This window comes from Methylobacterium sp. HJ2 (assembly GCF_056431005.1).
The window spans coordinates 37,520-53,525 of sequence record NZ_JBWJYM010000002.1 but is presented as its reverse complement, the minus strand read 5'-3'; the positions used below and the strand labels follow the sequence as shown (position 1 = coordinate 53,525).

Here is a 16,006-nt window from a genome sequence, read left to right as displayed (position 1 = left end):
CCGGAGGCCCGTCCCGTCAAGCCCGTTCCACCGCATGCGTCATCAGGCCCGCCGGCCTTGTGTCTCCGGTCCGCCCCCTCATAATCGCCCCGTCATGGATCTCAACTCGCGCCTGTTCGACAGCATCCGGATCAAGCCCTCCTGCGACGAGCCGAAGGGGAGCGGTCCCGCCTGCGAGAGCCCCGGCTGCACCCATCCGGGGTTGTACCGCGCGCCGAAGGGGCGCCGCGCGGAGGGCCAGTACTGGCGCTTCTGCATCGATCACGTGCGCGCCTACAACGCGACGTACAATTACTTCGACGGCATGAACGACGCCGCGGTGCAGGCCTTCCAGAAGGACGCCATCATCGGCCACCGCCCGACCTGGGCGATGGGCGTGAACGACAAGGCGAAGGGCAAGGCCAAGCAGAAGGGCGACCCCGCCCGCGACTGGGCCTATGTCGACCCGCTGGGCATCCTGCGCGCCGAGGGCGTCGGGGAGGCCCGCGGGCGGACGAAGCGCGCCGAGCCGGAGCGCCCGCGCCATTCGGCCACCGTCCGCAAGGCCCTCGACGTGATGGGCCTCGAAGAGGGGGCCGACACGGCCGCCATCAAGGCGCAGTACAAGGTGCTGGTGAAGCGCTTCCACCCGGACGCGAACGGCGGCGACCGCTCGTTCGAGGACCGCCTGCGCGACATCATCCGGGCCCACGACGTGCTGCGCGCCGCCGGCCTGTGCTGAGGCGTGCAGGGGCCCCGGCACGATCGATGCACCGGCCGCTGTCCTGCCCCGTCCCGCGCACGGCATGACAGTCTTGAGGCGGGGCCGGGCGGACAACGGCGCGCGGGTGCCTATATGGAGCTGATCCCCGGCGTGGCGCAGCGGCGCGACGGCGGTTAAGGAAGTCCGGCGCCGCAGCCCCTGGCCGGCCGCTGCCCGGTCCGAGAATCCGCGAGGTCTCCGGCGCGTCCCGCCGGAGCCCGCACCCACGAGGTCCCGTATGCTCTCTGACGACAAGCCCGCCGCGCTGCCCGACCGCCACGTCTCGGTCCGCGAGGTCTTCGGCATCGATCTCGACCTCAAGGTCCCGGCCTTCTCCGAGCCCGAAGAGCACGTCCCCGACCTCGATCCGGATTACATCTTCGACCGCGAGACCACGCTGGCGATCCTGGCGGGCTTCGCGCGCAACCGCCGCGTCATGGTCACCGGCTATCACGGCACCGGCAAGTCGACCCATATCGAGCAGGTCGCCGCGCGGCTGAACTGGCCCTGCGTGCGGATCAACCTCGATAGCCACGTCTCGCGCATCGACCTCGTCGGCAAGGACGCGATCGTGCTGCAGGACGGCAAGCAGGTCACCGCCTTCCAGGACGGCATCCTGCCCTGGGCGCTGCAGAACAACGTCGCGCTGGTCTTCGACGAGTACGATGCCGGCCGCCCGGACGTGATGTTCGTGATCCAGCGCGTGCTGGAGCTCTCGGGCCGGTTGACCCTGCTCGACCAGAAGCGGGTCATCCGCCCGCACCCCGCCTTCCGGCTCTTCGCCACCGCCAACACGGTGGGCCTCGGCGACACCTCGGGCCTCTATCACGGCACCCAGCAGATCAACCAGGGCCAGATGGACCGCTGGTCGATCGTCACCACGCTGAACTACTTGCCCCACGACCGCGAGGTCGACATCGTCCTGTCCAAGGCGACCCATTACCGGAGCGACCAGGGCCGGGACATCGTCAACCGCATGGTGCGCGTGGCCGACCTCACCCGCAACGCCTTCATGAACGGCGACCTCTCGACCGTGATGAGCCCCCGCACGGTGATCACCTGGGCCGAGAACGCGGACATCTTCCGCGACATCGGCTTCGCCTTCCGGGTGACCTTCCTGAACAAGTGCGACGAGCTGGAGCGGGCGCTCGTCGCCGAGTTCTACCAGCGCGCCTTCGGCAAGGAGCTGCCCGAGAGCGCGATGAACGTGGCCCTGAGCTGATCCGCATGGGGGGAATCCGGGGCGAGGTCCCGGAGCGTCCCCTCGACCTCGTGTCCGACCGGTAGGCCCGCATGTCCATCTCCAACCGCAAGCCCGGCGAGCGTCGCGAGCCCGTGGCCGAGCCCCTCAAGCGCTCGGTCGCCGGGTGCCTGCGCGCGATCGCGCGGCGCTCCGAGATCGAGGTGACCTACGCCACCGACCGGCCGGCGCTCACCGGCGACAAGGCCCGGCTGCCCGAGCCGCCGCGCAAGCTCTCCGCCGCCGACGTGGCGGTCTTGCGCGGCAACGCCGATTCCATGGCGCTGCGGCTCGGCTGTCACGATGTCGGGGTGCATCGCCGCCTCGCCCCCGAGAATGCGGCGGCGCGCGCCGTCTACGACGCCGTCGAGCAGGCCCGCGTCGAGGCCATCGGCTCGCGCCGGATGTCGGGCGTGGCCGCCAACATCTCGGCCATGCTCGAGGACCGCTACCATCGCGGCGGCAAGTACGAGTCGATCACCGACCGGGCCGACGCACCGATGGAGGACGCGGTCGCCCTGATGGTGCGTGAGCGCCTGACCGGCCAGCGGCCGCCGGCCGCCGCGCAGCGGATCGTCGATCTCTGGCGCGACCACATCGAAGCCAAGGCCGGGCCCAACCTCGACGGGCTGCTCGGCGCGATCGAGGACCAGCGCAGCTTCGCCCGCTCGGTGCGCGACCTGCTCTCCTCCCTCGACATGGCCGACGAGACGCCGTTCGACCCGGAGGACGACGAGAACGACGACGAGGGCGAGGCCCAGGACGACGAGCAGAGCCCCAGCGAGGGCGAGGCCGAGGAGCAGTCGCAGGGCGACCGCGCCGAGATCGAGACCTCGGAGGAAGCCTCCGACGAGATCGAGGAGGGCGCCCAGGAGGCTGCCGACGCGCCGTCGGGCGAGCTTCCCGACGAGGCGGAGGAATCCGAATCCGAGGAGGCCTCGGAATCCTGGCGGCCGCCGCAGCGGGGCGGCAACGAGATGCGCGGACCCGATTACCGGGTCTTCAATGCCCGCTTCGACGAGGTCGTCCACGCCGAGGACCTCTGCGACCCGGACGAGCTGGCGCGCCTGCGCAGCTACCTCGACAAGCAGCTCTCCCACCTCCAGGGCGTGGTCGGGCGCCTCGCCAACCGGCTGCAGCGCCGCCTCCTGGCGCAGCAGAACCGCGCCTGGGAGTTCGACCTCGAGGAGGGCCAGCTCGACCCCGCCCGCCTCGTGCGCGTGGTGACGGACCCGTTCCAGCCGCTCTCGTTCAAGCACGAGAAGGACACGAACTTCCGCGACACGGTGGTGACGCTGCTCCTCGACAATTCCGGCTCGATGCGCGGCCGGCCGATCACGGTGGCGGCGACCTGCGCCGACATTCTGGCGCGCACGCTGGAGCGCTGCGGCGTGAAGGTCGAGATCCTCGGCTTCACCACCCGGGCCTGGAAGGGCGGGCAGTCGCGGGAGGCCTGGCTCGCGGCCGGCAAGCCCGCCGCGCCCGGCCGCCTGAACGACCTGCGCCACATCGTCTACAAGGCGGCCGACGCACCTTGGCGGCGGGCGCGCAAGAACCTCGGGCTGATGATGCGCGAGGGGCTGCTGAAGGAGAACATCGACGGCGAGGCCCTCGACTGGGCGCACAAGCGCCTGCTCGGCCGGCCCGAGCAGCGCAAGATCATGATGGTGATCTCGGACGGCGCGCCGGTCGACGACTCGACCCTCTCGGTCAATGCCGGGAACTACCTCGAGCGGCACCTGCGCTGGATGATCGAGGACATCGAGACCCGCTCGCCGGTCGAGCTCCTGGCGATCGGCATCGGCCACGACGTCACGCGCTACTACCGCCGCGCCGTGACCATCATCGACGCCGAGGAACTCGGCGGCGCCATGACGGAGAAGCTCGCCGAGCTGTTCGAGGAGGATGGCGGCGCCGCGCCCGTGCGGGCGCCGATGCGGGCCGCGGGCGGGCGCCGCTGAGAGCGAGGCCGGCCCGCACCCATATCCACGCACGACAAAGCCGCCGTCGCGGGCTCCCGCGACGGCGGCTTTGTCGGATGGACCGCTAGGCGCCGATCAGGCGGCGACCGGGGCCTCGGCGAGCTTCTTGTGAATCTCGCGCTTCAGGAGCTTGGCCGTCTGCGACAGGTCGCTCTCGCCGGCCTTGACCAGGAAGGCGTCGAGGCCGCCGCGGTGCTCGACCGAGCGGAGCGCGTGCGCGGTGATGCGCAGGCGGACGCTCTTATTCAGGGCGTCGGATTGCAGGGTGACGTTGCACAGGTTCGGCAGGAACCGGCACTTGGTCTTGCGGTTCGAGTGGCTCACGAGGTGGCCGACCTGAACAGCCTTGCCGGTGAGTTCGCAGCGGCGCGCCATTGTCTCAAATATCCCGTCTCGTTCCGTGGGCTGTCAGAACCCGGACCATGACGGCATCGCAGCACCGCCGCGGGCCTCGCCCAAGCGTGATTCCAGGTCCAGCGGAGTCCTGTTGAAGGCGCGAGCCTATAGGGGACGGGGGCGTCCTTCGTCAAGCTGCTCCCGTGCCCGTCCGGCCCCCGCTGATGCCGGAAGCCCGGCGCTGTGGCCGGCAGGCCCTCACCTCCGGCCCAACGGTCTGTTAACCATGGGTTGGAGATAAAGGCTCCCTGTCCCGCGGGCGGCCGACGATGCCCGTCGCGAGCGTTGAGGATCGTTTCGGACCATGTGCGCCCAGCCCTTCCGCACTGCGCCGACCGACCGGCTGACCGACCGGCCGATTGACAGGCAGACCGATCGGCCGACCGTTTCGCCGACGCGGCGGCCCTTCCTGGGGATCGCTCTCGCCGGCGCGGCCGTTCTGGCCCTGGCGCCCGCCGAGGCGCGCCCACGCCCCGCCCGCGCGGGCGGCACCACCCTCGCGGTCGATTACGGCATCAACCTCGCCGGCCTGCCGATCGGCACCGCGCGGCTCTCCAGCGCGATCGACGGCGCCCGCTACCGCACCGACGTCTCGGCGACGCTGACCGGACTCGTCGGGGCGATCACCGGCGGACAGGGCTCGGCCCAGGCGTCCGGCACCCTCGCCGCCGGCCCGCAGCCCAGCGCCTTCGCCATCGCCACCAAGACGGCGAATTCCGGCATCGCCGTGCGCATGGCCCTGAGCCGCGGCAACGTCACCCAGGCCGAGGTGACCCCCCCGCTGATCGACATGCAGGACCGGGTTCCGGTCACGGCCGCCAACAAGCGCGGCATCATGGATCCGGTGAGCGCGCTGATGATGCCTGCCCACGCCCGCGGCGACCTGATCGACCCGGAGAATTGCAACCGCACCCTGCCGGTCTTCGACGGGGCCACCCGGTTCAACGTGGTGCTGAGCTACGCCGAGACGCGCTCCGTCGAGAAGCCCGGCTACGCGGGTCCCGTCCTTGTCTGCAACGCGCGCTACCAAGCGATCGCCGGGCACCGGCCGGACCGGCCGGGCGTGCGCTTCATGGAGGAGAACCGCGACATGTCGGTCTGGCTCGCGCCGGTCGAGGGGACGCGGGTGCTGGTGCCCCTGCGGATCTCGGTGCGCACCAGCATCGGCACCAACATCATCGAGGCGACGCGCTGGACCCGCACCGGCGCCGCCGAGGCGCCCGTCCAGGCGGCGACCGCGAGCGCGCCGGCCGCTGCCTCGGTGGCGAGCCTCGACGCGCGCTAGGGCCCGTGCGGATCCGCGCCGGCGCCTGGGGCGGCCTCGCCCGCCGCATCCTCCCGGTCATCCGGGCCGTCTGCGTCGCCCTGACCCTCGCCGCCATCCCGGGCGCGGCCGTCCGGGCCGCGCCGCTCGAGGCCGGCAGCGCCTGCGGGGGCGACGCCTATTCCTCCGCTACCGTGGTGGAAGGCCGGCCGGCGCGGCGCGGGCCGCTGACAGCGGTTCCCGACACGCTCTGCGCCGACCTCGCGGCCCCGCACCCGCCGGTGCGGGTCGAGATCTACGGCCTGCCGGGCGTGTCGGGCGAATCCGCCCGGGAGAGTGGCGCGGGCCCGGCCGGCACCCCATATGGGGACCGGTTCCGGCGCGGCAGGCGGGCGCCTCCGCTCTCGAGCGACTGACAGCGCCGCAGGGACCGTCCGCACAGGGCTTTTTGCGCGCCGCGCATCAGCCGGCCCACCGCCGAAGGGACCATCCGCCCCCTGATGCCTCGCCGCTCACTCCCCCCGCACGACCGCGCCCGCGGGGTCACGGCGGTTCTCGGCCCGACCAATACCGGCAAGACCCATCTCGCCATTGAGCGCATGCTGGCCCACCCGACCGGCATGATCGGGCTGCCGCTGCGGCTGCTCGCCCGCGAGGTCTATCTCCGCGTCGTCGCCCGCGTCGGGGCCGACAAGGTGGCGCTCGTCACCGGCGAGGAGAAGATCAAGCCCGACCGGCCACGCTACTGGATCGCCACCATCGAGGCGATGCCGCGCGACCTCGACGTCGCCTTCGTGGCGATCGACGAGATCCAGCTCGCCGCAGACATGGACCGCGGCCACGTCTTCACCGACCGGCTGCTCTACCAGCGCGGCCGCGAGGAGACCCTGCTGATCGGCTCCGGCACCATGCTGCCGCTGGTGCAATCGCTGATCCCGAACGTCCACACCACCACGCGGCCGCGCCTGTCGAAGCTCACCTTCGCGGGCGAGAAGAAGCTCTCGCGCCTGCCGCGGCGCACGGCGATCGTCGCCTTCTCGGCCGAGGAGGTCTACGCCATCGCCGAGCTGATCCGGCGCCAGCGCGGCGGCGCGGCGGTGGTGCTCGGCGCGCTCTCGCCCCGCACCCGCAACGCGCAGGTCGAGCTCTACCAGTCGGGCGACGTGGATTACCTCGTGGCGACCGACGCCGTCGGGATGGGCCTCAACCTCGACGTCGACCACGTCGCCTTCGCGGCGAACTGGAAGTACGACGGCACGCGCTTCCGCAAGCTGACGCCCGCCGAGATGGGCCAGATCGCGGGCCGCGCCGGGCGCCACCTCGCGGACGGGACCTTCGGCTCCACGGGCCGCTGCCCGGCCTTCGAGCCGGAACTGGTCGAGCGGCTGGAAGCCCACGATTTCGACCCGTTGCGCATCCTGCAATGGCGCAACCCGGATCTCGTCTTCGATTCGCCCGAGGCTCTTCAGGCGAGCCTCGACACCCATCCGCGCGAGGCGGGCCTCACCCGCGCGCCGATGGGCGAGGACCAGCAGGCGCTGGAGATCCTGATGCGGGAGGAGGACGTGCGCGACCTCGCCCGCTCCGCGGCGGGCGTGCGCCGGCTCTGGGACGTCTGCGGCGTGCCCGATTACCGCAAGGTCCACCCGCAGACCCACGCGGAGCTCGTGGCGCAGCTCTACCGCTTCCTGATGAAGGGCATGGCCGGGCGCATCCCCGACACGTGGTTCGCCGAGCAGGTGGCGATGATCGACCGCACCGACGGCGACATCGAGACCCTCTCGCGCCGGATCGCCCAGGGGCGCACCTGGACGTTCGTCGCCAACAGGCCCGATTGGTTGCGCGATCCTGAACATTGGCAGGGCGAGACGCGTCGGGTAGAGGACAGGCTGTCCGACGCCCTGCACGAACGCCTCGCGAGCCGCTTCGTGGACAGGCGCACCAGCGTCCTGATGCGGCGCCTGAGAGAGAACACGATGCTGGAAGCCCAGATCACCGCCGACGGTGACGTCACCGTCGAGGGTCAACACGTCGGCCACCTGCACGGATTCCTGTTCGTGCCCGATGCCAACGCGGAGGGCCACGAGGCCAAGACGCTCCGCAGCGCCGCCGAGAAGGGGCTCGCCGGGGAGATCGAGGCCCGGGCCGAGCGCTTCTCGGCCGCGGCCGACGCCTCGCTGGTGCTCGCGCATGACGGGATCATCCGCTGGACCGGCGCGCCGGTGGCCAAGCTCGCCGCCGGCGACAAATTGTTCGCACCGCAGGTGCGGCTCCTGGCCGACGAGAGCCTCGCTGGCCCTGCCCGCGAGAAGGTCGAGGCCCGGCTGAACGCGTGGCTCAAGGCCTACGTGGTGCGTCTTCTCGGCCCGCTGATCGAGATCGAGACCGCGGCCGACCTCACCGGGCTCGCCAAGGGCATCGGCTTCCAGGTGGTCGAGGCGCTGGGCGTGCTCGAGCGCGCGAAGGTGGCGCAGGAGATGCGCACCCTGGACCAGGAAGGCCGCGGGGCGCTGCGCCGCCACGGGGTGCGCTTCGGTGCCTATCACATCTTCCTGCCGGCCCTGCTCAAGCCGGCGCCCCGGACGCTCGCGGCCCAGCTCTGGGCCCTGCGCAACGGCGGCCTCGACCAGCGCGGCCTCGACGAGATCGCCCATCTGGCCGGCTCCGGCCGCACCTCGATCAAGGTCGATCCCGAGATCGCCAAGGGCCTCTACCGCGCCGCGGGATTCCGCGTCTGCGGCGAGCGGGCCGTGCGCGTCGACATCCTGGAGCGCCTCGCCGACCTGATCCGGCCGGCAGTGGCCTACCGGCCCGGCACCACGGCGGGCGAGCCGCCGCCCGGCACCGCGGACGGCGAGGGCTTCGTCGCGACCGTCGGCATGACCTCCCTCGTCGGCTGCTCGGGCGAGGATTTCGCCTCGATCCTGAAATCCCTCGGCTACGTCGCCGAGAGCCGCCCGGGCCCGGCCATCACCGTGCCGCTCATCCCCGCCGCCGCCACCGTGCCGGCGGCGCGCCCCGCCACCCAGCCCGCCGGCGAGGCTGCCACCCAGCCCGCGGACGAGGCCCAGCCCGTCGGCGAGGCCGCAGCCCAGCCCGCGGACGAAGCTGCCACCCACCCCGACGAGGCAGTCTCCGCCGAGACCCAGCCTGGTGAGACCGCACCGGCCGAGACGGCCGCGATCGAGGCCGCCCAGGCCGCTTCCGTGCCGGCCGAGGAGCCCGAGGCTGCCTCGGCCGAGCCGGTTGCGTCGGAGGCTTCGGCCGCCGAGACCGGATCCGACTCGGCTCCGTCCGCCGATGCGCAGCCCGAATCCGGCACTGAGCCGCTGACCGAGGCCGCCGCCGAGATGCCGGTGGACACCGGAGCCCAGGACGACGCGACCGCCGCCGAGCCGCGGCCCGAAGCCGCGGAGGCGGCATCCGAGCCGGCCGAGGAGCCCGCGGTCGCCGCTGCCGTTTCCGCCGCGCCCGAGTCCGTGCCCGAGGCCGGTGAGGAGAGCGCCGAGCCGGTCCTGGTCGAGGTCTGGCATCTTCAGCGCCATCAGCGTCCCGCCCATGCCCGGCAGAGGCCGCGCGGCGGCCAGGGCCGGGGCCGCGAGGGACAGCAGGAGGGACGGCCGCAGGGACAGCGCAACCGCCCCGATCACGGCCAGCAGAACCGCGTCCAGGCCGAGGGCGGCGAGCGCCCGCAAGGCGGCGAGCGTCCGCCGCGCGGCGACCGGCCCGAGGGCGGGCGCGCGGAGCGCCACGGCAACTTCCGGCGCGAGCGCTTCGAGGGGCCCCGCCCGGACCGGCGCGACGACAACCGGCCGGCCGGTCCGCGGCCCGACGCACGCCCACCCCGGCGCGAGCGGGCTCCGGACCCGGATTCCCCCTTCGCCAAGCTCGCCGCTCTGAAGGCGCAGCTGGAGGGCGAGGGCAACAAGCGGTGAGGAGGCCCTCCGCGGCATGAAGGTCGGGCAGTGCCGGGTCGACAAGTGGCTGTGGTTCGCGCGCTTCGCCAAGACGCGCTCGCTCGCCGCACGACTCGTCAGCGACGGCCATGTCCGGATCAACGGCCGGCGGGTCGACGCACCCGCGAAAGGCCTCGCCGTGGGCGACGTCGTCACCGTCGCCGCCGCGCACGTCACCGCGAGCATCCGGGTTCTGGACCTCGGCGAGCGCCGCGGCCCGGCCCCGGAGGCGCGCCGCCTCTACGCCGACCTGCTGGCCCCCGGCACGCCGCCGGAGCCCGGCTCCCCCCTGGAATCGGTGTAAGCGGGCCACAGGGTGGGCCAGCGCGCGCAGGACGCATCGGGCCGCGCTTGTCAGCCCTCCGGGCAGCCGCTAGAGCCTTCTCCCACTCGGGCCTCACCGTGGCCTGCCATAGCCCTGCGTGAACGAAACCCGCCGGATCGGGAGGCTGTTCGAGCCCCCGGCATCGCTCTCACGGGAGCGCGCGGATCGAGGACGAAAATCGGCCCATGACCTACGTCGTCACCGACAACTGCATCAAGTGCAAGTACATGGACTGCGTGGAAGTCTGTCCTGTGGACTGCTTCTACGAGGGCGAGAACATGCTCGTCATCCACCCCGACGAGTGCATCGATTGCGGCGTGTGCGAGCCGGAATGCCCGGCGGAAGCGATCAAGCCGGACACCGAGCCGAGCCTCGAGACCTGGCTCAAGCTCAACGCCGACTATGCCAAGACCTGGCCGAACATCACCCAGAAGAAGGACGCTCCGGGCGACGCCAAGGAGTGGGACGGGGTCGCGGGCAAGTTCGAGGCGCATTTCTCGCCCAACCCCGGCTCCGGCGACTGATCCCGCGGCCGGGCATCGGCTGGGATCCCCGAGCCCGATCGAAGCTTGAGCGTGGGAGGGGCGCTGCGACGAGCGGCGCTGCTCTGCGTCGGATGCGTGGCAGGGTCGCGAATCCCTCGCACGACACAGTGACGGGGACATGCACAAGTCGGACGGCGCCGCGGAGCGCGTGTCCGAAACCCACGAGCGCGCTTTGATTTGTCGGGTCGATTGTGGTACACAATCGGCCTGCCGTCGCTCGTGCCTGACGTGCTTCCTCCGCGCTCTGACGCAATTCCGAACCGACTTGGAATGAGGGTGCATGCGATCGACCCCTGAAGGCGCGCCTTCGGTGGTCGTTCCCTCTTGCCGTGCGCCGGCCGCACCTGGGAATGCCGGGTCCGTTCCATGGGGACGGTCCGGCGACGGTGGTGGATACCCGGTGTCCCACCCCGGGTGAAACGGTTCGGCGCGGGCCCAGACGAGCCCGTGCGTTGTTCGGAGGCCCTTCTCGCATGACGACAGCCAAGAAGACCACGGCAGGCCGCCAGGGGTTCAAGACCGGCGAGGCCGTAGTGTATCCGGCTCACGGTGTCGGTCGCATCGTCGCGATCGAGGAGCAGGAAATCGCGGGCTACAAGCTCGAGCTGTTCGTCGTTTCCTTCGAGAAGGACAAGATGGTCCTGCGCGTCCCCACCGCGAAGGCCAACAGCGTCGGCATGCGCAAGCTCTCCGAGCCCGAGACCGTCAAGAAGGCCCTCGACGTTCTGACCGGCCGCGCCCGGGTCAAGCGCACCATGTGGTCGCGCCGCGCGCAGGAATACGAGGCCAAGATCAATTCGGGCGACCTGCTCTCGGTGACCGAGGTGGTCCGCGACCTGTTCCGCTCCGAGGCCCAGCCCGAGCAATCCTACAGCGAGCGCCAGCTCTACGAGGCTGCCCTCGACCGCGTCGTGCGCGAGATCTCCTCGGTGAACCGCATCACCGAGACCGAGGCGCTCAAGCTCATCGAGCAGAGCCTCTCCAAGTCGCCGCGCCGGGCCAAGAACGAAGCTGAGGCGGAGCCGGAGGCCGAAGCCGAGGGTGACGACATCCAGGAGGAGGCCGCCTGAGGCGGTCCGTCCCAACATCGCGATCGTCGAGGCCCGGCAGCCGCTGCCGGGCCTTTTTCATGCCCGGTCGCGATTGGCCACAGGTTTTACCTTCGGGGGACTGGCAGGATCCGATCGCGAACACATGTTGGTGATAAGGCGGTCGCACCGGGTTCGCCGCCGGCGACGCGCGCTCCGTCTGCCCTGAGGTTTCGGGGAAAACGGAGCCTCTCTGCGCTTGCACGCAAACATCTCGTGCATGCGGAACCTTCGTCTGCGCCATTCCGTTGAGCCTGTGCCTGGTGTCGGCAAAGGCGGTTCCGTGCGTTCCGCCACGCTCCGTCGACGCCGTATCAGCACTCGACACAAGAGGCGGGCGGGGATGGCGGAAATCGCGGGTATCCGGCGGCAATTCATTCGAACCGCCATGGAGGCACCCTTCCTGGCACGGGAAGAGGAGCGTGGCCTCGCTGTCCGTTGGAAGGAAAATCGCGACGAGCGCGCGCTGCACCGTCTGATCTCGGCCCATATGCGCCTCGTCATCGCCCTGGCGGGGCGTTTTCGTCATTACGGCCTGCCCATGGCCGATCTGGTCCAGGAAGGGCATGTCGGCCTGATGGAGGCCGCCGCCCGCTTCGAGCCGGAGCGGGACGTGCGCTTCTCGACCTACGCCACGTGGTGGATCCGCGCCTCGATCCAGGACTACATCCTGCGCAACTGGTCGATCGTGCGCGGCGGGACCTCCTCGGCCCAGAAGGCGCTGTTCTTCAACCTGCGGCGCCTGCGCGCCCGGCTGATGCAATCGACCGAGGAGCGGGTCGGCGACGAGATCCATCGCCGGATCGCCACCGCCATCGGCGTCTCCCGCGAGGACGTGGCCCTGATGGACGCGCGGCTCTCCGGACCCGACATGTCGCTCAACGCCCCCGTGGGCGAGGAGAGCGAGGTCTCCTCCGAGCGAATGGACTTCCTGGTCGATGGCGCGGCGCTGCCCGACGAGACCGTGACCGCCACCGTGGATGGCGAGCGCCGTCTGAGCTGGCTGCAGCAGGCTCTCGGGGTCCTGTCCGAGCGCGAGCTGCGCATCCTGCGCGAGCGGCGTCTGGCCGAGGATCAGGCGACGCTGGAGGCCCTCGGGCACCGGCTCGGCATCTCGAAGGAGCGCGTGCGCCAGATCGAGAACCGGGCGCTGGAGAAGCTGCGCCGCGCCCTGGCCGAGAAATTCCCGGCCGCCACCGGCAGCCCCTATGTCGGCTGAATAGCCTCACGCATCCGACGGCATCGAGACCCGGCCGACAGGCCGGGTTTTTTATGCGCGGCCCGCGACGAGCGGTGCGAGCTGCCCCCGGATCGTGTCCACATCATCGAAGCGGAGTCGTACCGGCAGCACCCGCACGCGCCCGGCGAGGTCCGGCGGCAGGCGGACCGCGTCCTTCTCCGTGGTGATCGGCTCCGCTCCGAGCCGCTCCGCCGCCTGCAGCAGCGCGGCGATCGCCCGCGAGCCGTAGGGGTGATGATCGGGGAAGCTCCGCGTTCCGACGAGCTCGGCCCCGCTCTCCCGGAGCGTGGCGAAGAATTTCTCCGGACGGCCGATCCCCGCGAAGGCCAGGAGGTGACGCCCCGCGACGTCGTCCCCGTCCGGCACCAGCCGCGCCCGGTGCACCGGCAGCCCGCGCCGTGCGGCCTGCTCGGCCACCGCCTCGCCGGGGCCGGTCCCGCCGATCAGGATCAGGCCGCCGAGATGGCGCCAATGGCGCTCCAGCGGAGCCCGCAGCGGGCCCGCCGGGAAGGGCAACCCGTTGCCTAGGCCCGCGCCCGCATCCACAACCGCGAGTGCGAGCGTCTTGGTGAGGCTCGGGTTCTGCAACCCGTCATCCATCACGATCACGTCCGCGCCCGCTGCGCGGCAGAGCGTCGCCCCGGCGACCCGGTCGCGGGCGACGACGGTGGGGGCTTGGCGGGCGAGGAGCAGCGGCTCGTCGCCGACCTCGCGGGCCCCGTGTCGCGCGGCGTCGACCCGGATCGGACCGGTGAGGCGCCCGCCATAGCCCCGGCTGAGGAAGGCCGGCCGTGCCCCGAGCTCGCGCAGGATCCCGGCGAGCGCCAGGGCCGCCGGGGTCTTGCCGGCGCCGCCGAGGGTGACGTTGCCGACACAGAGCACGGGGCAGGGGGGCGCTGCACCGGGGCGGTCCATCCGTGCGGCGGTGCGGTTGCCGTAGAGCGCCCCGAGCGGGCGCAGCAGCCGCGCCGCCGGGTGGTTCGGGGACCGCGCCCAGAAGCCAGGCGGCCGCATCAGGATTGCTGCAGGGCCGCGAGCTTCATCTGCGCCACGAAGGGGTCGAGGACCGCCAGCGTGCGCTCCACCGCGCCCTCGAAGGGCTGCAGCGCCCGCTGCCCGGCCTCGGCGACGGCATCGCGCCGGGCCGGCGTGCCCAGGAGATCGCCGACCGTGGCGGCGAGTTCGGCCGTGTCGGTGATGGCCAGGGCGCCGCCGGCGGCGTCGAGGGCGCGGTAGACCTCGGTGAAGTTCTGGACATGGGGGCCGTGCAGCACGGCCGTGTCGAGCCGCACGGGCTCGATCGGGTTCTGGCCGCCGTGAGGCACCAGCGAGCCGCCGAGGAAGGCCAGCGCGCTGAGGCGGTAGAACAGCCCGAGCTCGCCCACCGTGTCGGCCACGTAGAGGTCGATACCCGGATGCGGGCGTCCACCGGCCGCCCGGCGCGCGCTGCGCAGGCCCGCGGCCTCGGCGCAGGCGGCGATCTCCGGCCCGCGGCGCGGATGGCGCGGCGCCACGATGGTGAGGAGGTCGGGGAAGCGGTCGCGCAGCCGGGCATGGACGTCCGCGGTCACCGCGTCCTCGCCCGCATGGGTGCTCGCCGCGATCCAGACCGGGCGCGTGCCGATCATCGCGCCGAGATAGCCGAGCTGCTGCCGGTCGGCGGGCGGCACCGCGGAATCGTACTTGAGGTTCCCCGCCACGCTCACCCGGGGCGCCCCGAGCCCGATGAAGCGGTCGGCATCGTCCCGGGTCTGTGCGAGGCAGACGGCGATGCGCGAGAGCAGGGCCCTCGCGGTGCGGGGCGTGCGCGCCCAGCTCCGGAACGAGCGTTCCGACATCCGCCCGTTGACCAGAAGCAGCGGCACCCCGCGGGCGTGCAGGTCGACGATGACGTTCGGCCAGATCTCGGATTCGGCGACGAGCGCCAGATCGGGCTGCCAATGGTCGAGGAAGCGCGCGACCCAGCGCGGCGCGTCGAGGGGCATGTACTGGTGCACGGCGCCCGACGGAAGGCGGGTGCCGATGAGCTCGGCGGCCGAGCGCGTGCCCGTGGTGACGAGCACCGAGAAGCCCCGGGCGATCATGCCCTCGACGAGGCCGACGAGCGAGAGCGCCTCGCCGACGCTCGCCCCGTGCATCCAGGCCAGCGGGCCGATCGGCCGCGCCCGGCCGGGCAGGCCGCGGCGCTCGGCGAGGCGGCGGCGATCCTCCTTGCCGCGATGGGCCCGCCACGCTAGCAGCCCGGCGACGGCCGGCTCGCCGAGGCGCAGTCCGACCCGGTAGGCGCGCAGCGGCAGGGTCAGCGGGGGCGCCCTCATGCCGGCTGTCCGAACCAGTTGGCGCCGACCCGGTCGGGCCGCCCGACCAGCGTGTAGGCGCGGTCATGGACCCGGTTCATCTCGGCCTCGAGCCGGGCGCGCAGGCTCTCGAATACCTCCGGCTCGACCTCGCGCGGCACGTAGATCGCCTCGCCGAACACCACCGCCGCGCGGCCGAAGGGCAGGCCGAGGCAGGCCCGGTCCCAGCTCCGGAAGCGCAGATGGCGGCTCGTCACCACCGCCACCGGCACGATCGGCCGGCCGGAGAAGCGCGCCAGGGTGAGAATGCCGGCGTCCGCCCGGCGCGAGACCTTGGGCACGTCGGCGCTGAAGGCCACCGTCTCGCCGGCCCTGAGCGCCTTGATCATCGCCCGCAGGCCCTCGGCGCCGCCCTTGGCGCGCGCGTCCCGCACCTCTCGGCCGCGAGCCCCCGAGGCGCGGATCACCCGCACGCCCATGCGGGTCAGGGCGATGGTGTTGATGTTCCCGTCGGGGTTGCGCGAGATGATGGTGGCGACGCGCTCGCCGGGGCGCCGGGCGAAGGACACCATGATGTGCTGGCCGTGCCACATCCCGGCGACGAAAGGCGTGTGCGGGTCGAGCCACGCGGCGGACTCGGCCGGCTCGACCGTGAAGCGGTTCGTGCGCCGCACCAGCCCGAGATAGGCGGCAGCGAGGGTACCGAGGACGTTCTGGACGGCCGGATGCCGGCTGATGCGTTTGAGGACGCTCATGTCTCGCTTCTGAGGCCCGGACCTTCGGGACGGCCCGGAGGGCGGTGGCCGGGGAGGGGATACGCGACGAGCGGAGACCGGCGCGGCCCGGCGGTCGCCATCTACCCCCGGGGCCGACCGGCACGCAACCGAGCCGGGGACGATCCGGGCGCGGGCCGGCGGAGCGGAAGGCCCTC

The 16,006-nt window shown here is 72.1% G+C and carries 14 protein-coding genes; 10 read left to right on the top strand and 4 right to left on the bottom strand.

The features are described 5' to 3' along the window. Positions 1-94: 94 nt before the first annotated feature. From ACS5RC_RS04875 to cobT, 3 genes are all read left to right on the top strand, one after another. The gene (locus ACS5RC_RS04875) at positions 95-721 is read left to right on the top strand and encodes a J domain-containing protein (RefSeq protein WP_478342713.1); all 627 of its coding nucleotides are present in this window, start codon (positions 95-97) and stop codon (positions 719-721) included. Between the two features lie 259 nt (positions 722-980). Continuing rightward, positions 981-1,964, top strand: a complete 984-nt coding sequence (gene cobS, locus ACS5RC_RS04870; RefSeq protein WP_478342712.1) for a cobaltochelatase subunit CobS — start codon at positions 981-983, stop codon at positions 1,962-1,964. 71 nt (positions 1,965-2,035) lie between these two features. Next, entirely contained in the window at positions 2,036-3,943 is a 1,908-nt protein-coding gene (gene cobT / locus ACS5RC_RS04865) for a cobaltochelatase subunit CobT (protein ID WP_478342711.1), read from the top strand. A gap of 96 nt (positions 3,944-4,039) precedes the next feature. Here the strand turns inward: cobT and rpmB are convergent, their stop codons facing one another. Then, positions 4,040-4,339, bottom strand: coding sequence for a 50S ribosomal protein L28 (rpmB, locus tag ACS5RC_RS04860; protein WP_478342710.1), 300 nt, complete (start codon positions 4,337-4,339; stop codon positions 4,040-4,042). Between the two features lie 325 nt (positions 4,340-4,664). Between rpmB and ACS5RC_RS04855 the strand changes: the two genes are divergently transcribed. From ACS5RC_RS04855 to ACS5RC_RS04825, 7 genes are all read left to right on the top strand, one after another. Further along, entirely contained in the window at positions 4,665-5,645 is a 981-nt protein-coding gene (locus tag ACS5RC_RS04855; protein ID WP_478342709.1) for a DUF3108 domain-containing protein, read from the top strand. Positions 5,646-5,650: 5 nt separating this feature from the next. Next, positions 5,651-6,040, top strand: coding sequence for a hypothetical protein (locus tag ACS5RC_RS04850; protein WP_478342708.1), 390 nt, complete (start codon positions 5,651-5,653; stop codon positions 6,038-6,040). An 84-nt stretch (positions 6,041-6,124) separates the two neighbouring features. Beyond that, positions 6,125-9,559 (top strand): helicase-related protein, encoded by a 3,435-nt coding sequence (locus ACS5RC_RS04845; RefSeq protein ID WP_478342707.1) that lies wholly within the window; start codon positions 6,125-6,127, stop codon positions 9,557-9,559. Positions 9,560-9,575: 16 nt separating this feature from the next. Continuing rightward, the gene (locus tag ACS5RC_RS04840; RefSeq protein WP_478342706.1) at positions 9,576-9,884 is read left to right on the top strand and encodes an RNA-binding S4 domain-containing protein; all 309 of its coding nucleotides are present in this window, start codon (positions 9,576-9,578) and stop codon (positions 9,882-9,884) included. A 206-nt stretch (positions 9,885-10,090) separates the two neighbouring features. Then, complete coding sequence (gene fdxA, locus ACS5RC_RS04835) at positions 10,091-10,429, top strand: ferredoxin FdxA (RefSeq protein WP_478342705.1); 339 nt, start codon at positions 10,091-10,093, stop codon at positions 10,427-10,429. A 494-nt stretch (positions 10,430-10,923) separates the two neighbouring features. Next, positions 10,924-11,520, top strand: coding sequence for a CarD family transcriptional regulator (locus tag ACS5RC_RS04830; RefSeq protein WP_478342704.1), 597 nt, complete (start codon positions 10,924-10,926; stop codon positions 11,518-11,520). Between the two features lie 361 nt (positions 11,521-11,881). Continuing rightward, positions 11,882-12,757 carry an RNA polymerase factor sigma-32 gene (locus ACS5RC_RS04825; protein WP_478342703.1) on the top strand — a complete coding sequence of 292 codons (876 nt, stop codon included), beginning with the start codon at positions 11,882-11,884 and terminating at the stop codon, positions 12,755-12,757. Between the two features lie 51 nt (positions 12,758-12,808). Here ACS5RC_RS04825 and lpxK read toward each other — a convergent pair whose 3' ends face one another. Genes lpxK through ACS5RC_RS04810 form a run of 3 tightly spaced genes read right to left on the bottom strand, consistent with a single transcriptional unit; the run spans position 12,809 to position 15,830 of the window. Further along, positions 12,809-13,792 carry a tetraacyldisaccharide 4'-kinase gene (gene lpxK / locus ACS5RC_RS04820; RefSeq protein ID WP_478342702.1) on the bottom strand — a complete coding sequence of 328 codons (984 nt, stop codon included), beginning with the start codon at positions 13,790-13,792 and terminating at the stop codon, positions 12,809-12,811. Next, complete coding sequence (locus ACS5RC_RS04815; protein WP_478342701.1) at positions 13,792-15,096, bottom strand: 3-deoxy-D-manno-octulosonic acid transferase; 1,305 nt, start codon at positions 15,094-15,096, stop codon at positions 13,792-13,794. The genes lpxK and ACS5RC_RS04815 overlap by 1 nt, the downstream gene beginning before the upstream one ends. Then, positions 15,093-15,830 (bottom strand): lysophospholipid acyltransferase family protein, encoded by a 738-nt coding sequence (locus ACS5RC_RS04810; protein ID WP_478342700.1) that lies wholly within the window; start codon positions 15,828-15,830, stop codon positions 15,093-15,095. Before ACS5RC_RS04810 ends, ACS5RC_RS04815 begins: the two co-directional genes overlap by 4 nt. Positions 15,831-16,006 lie beyond the last annotated feature (176 nt).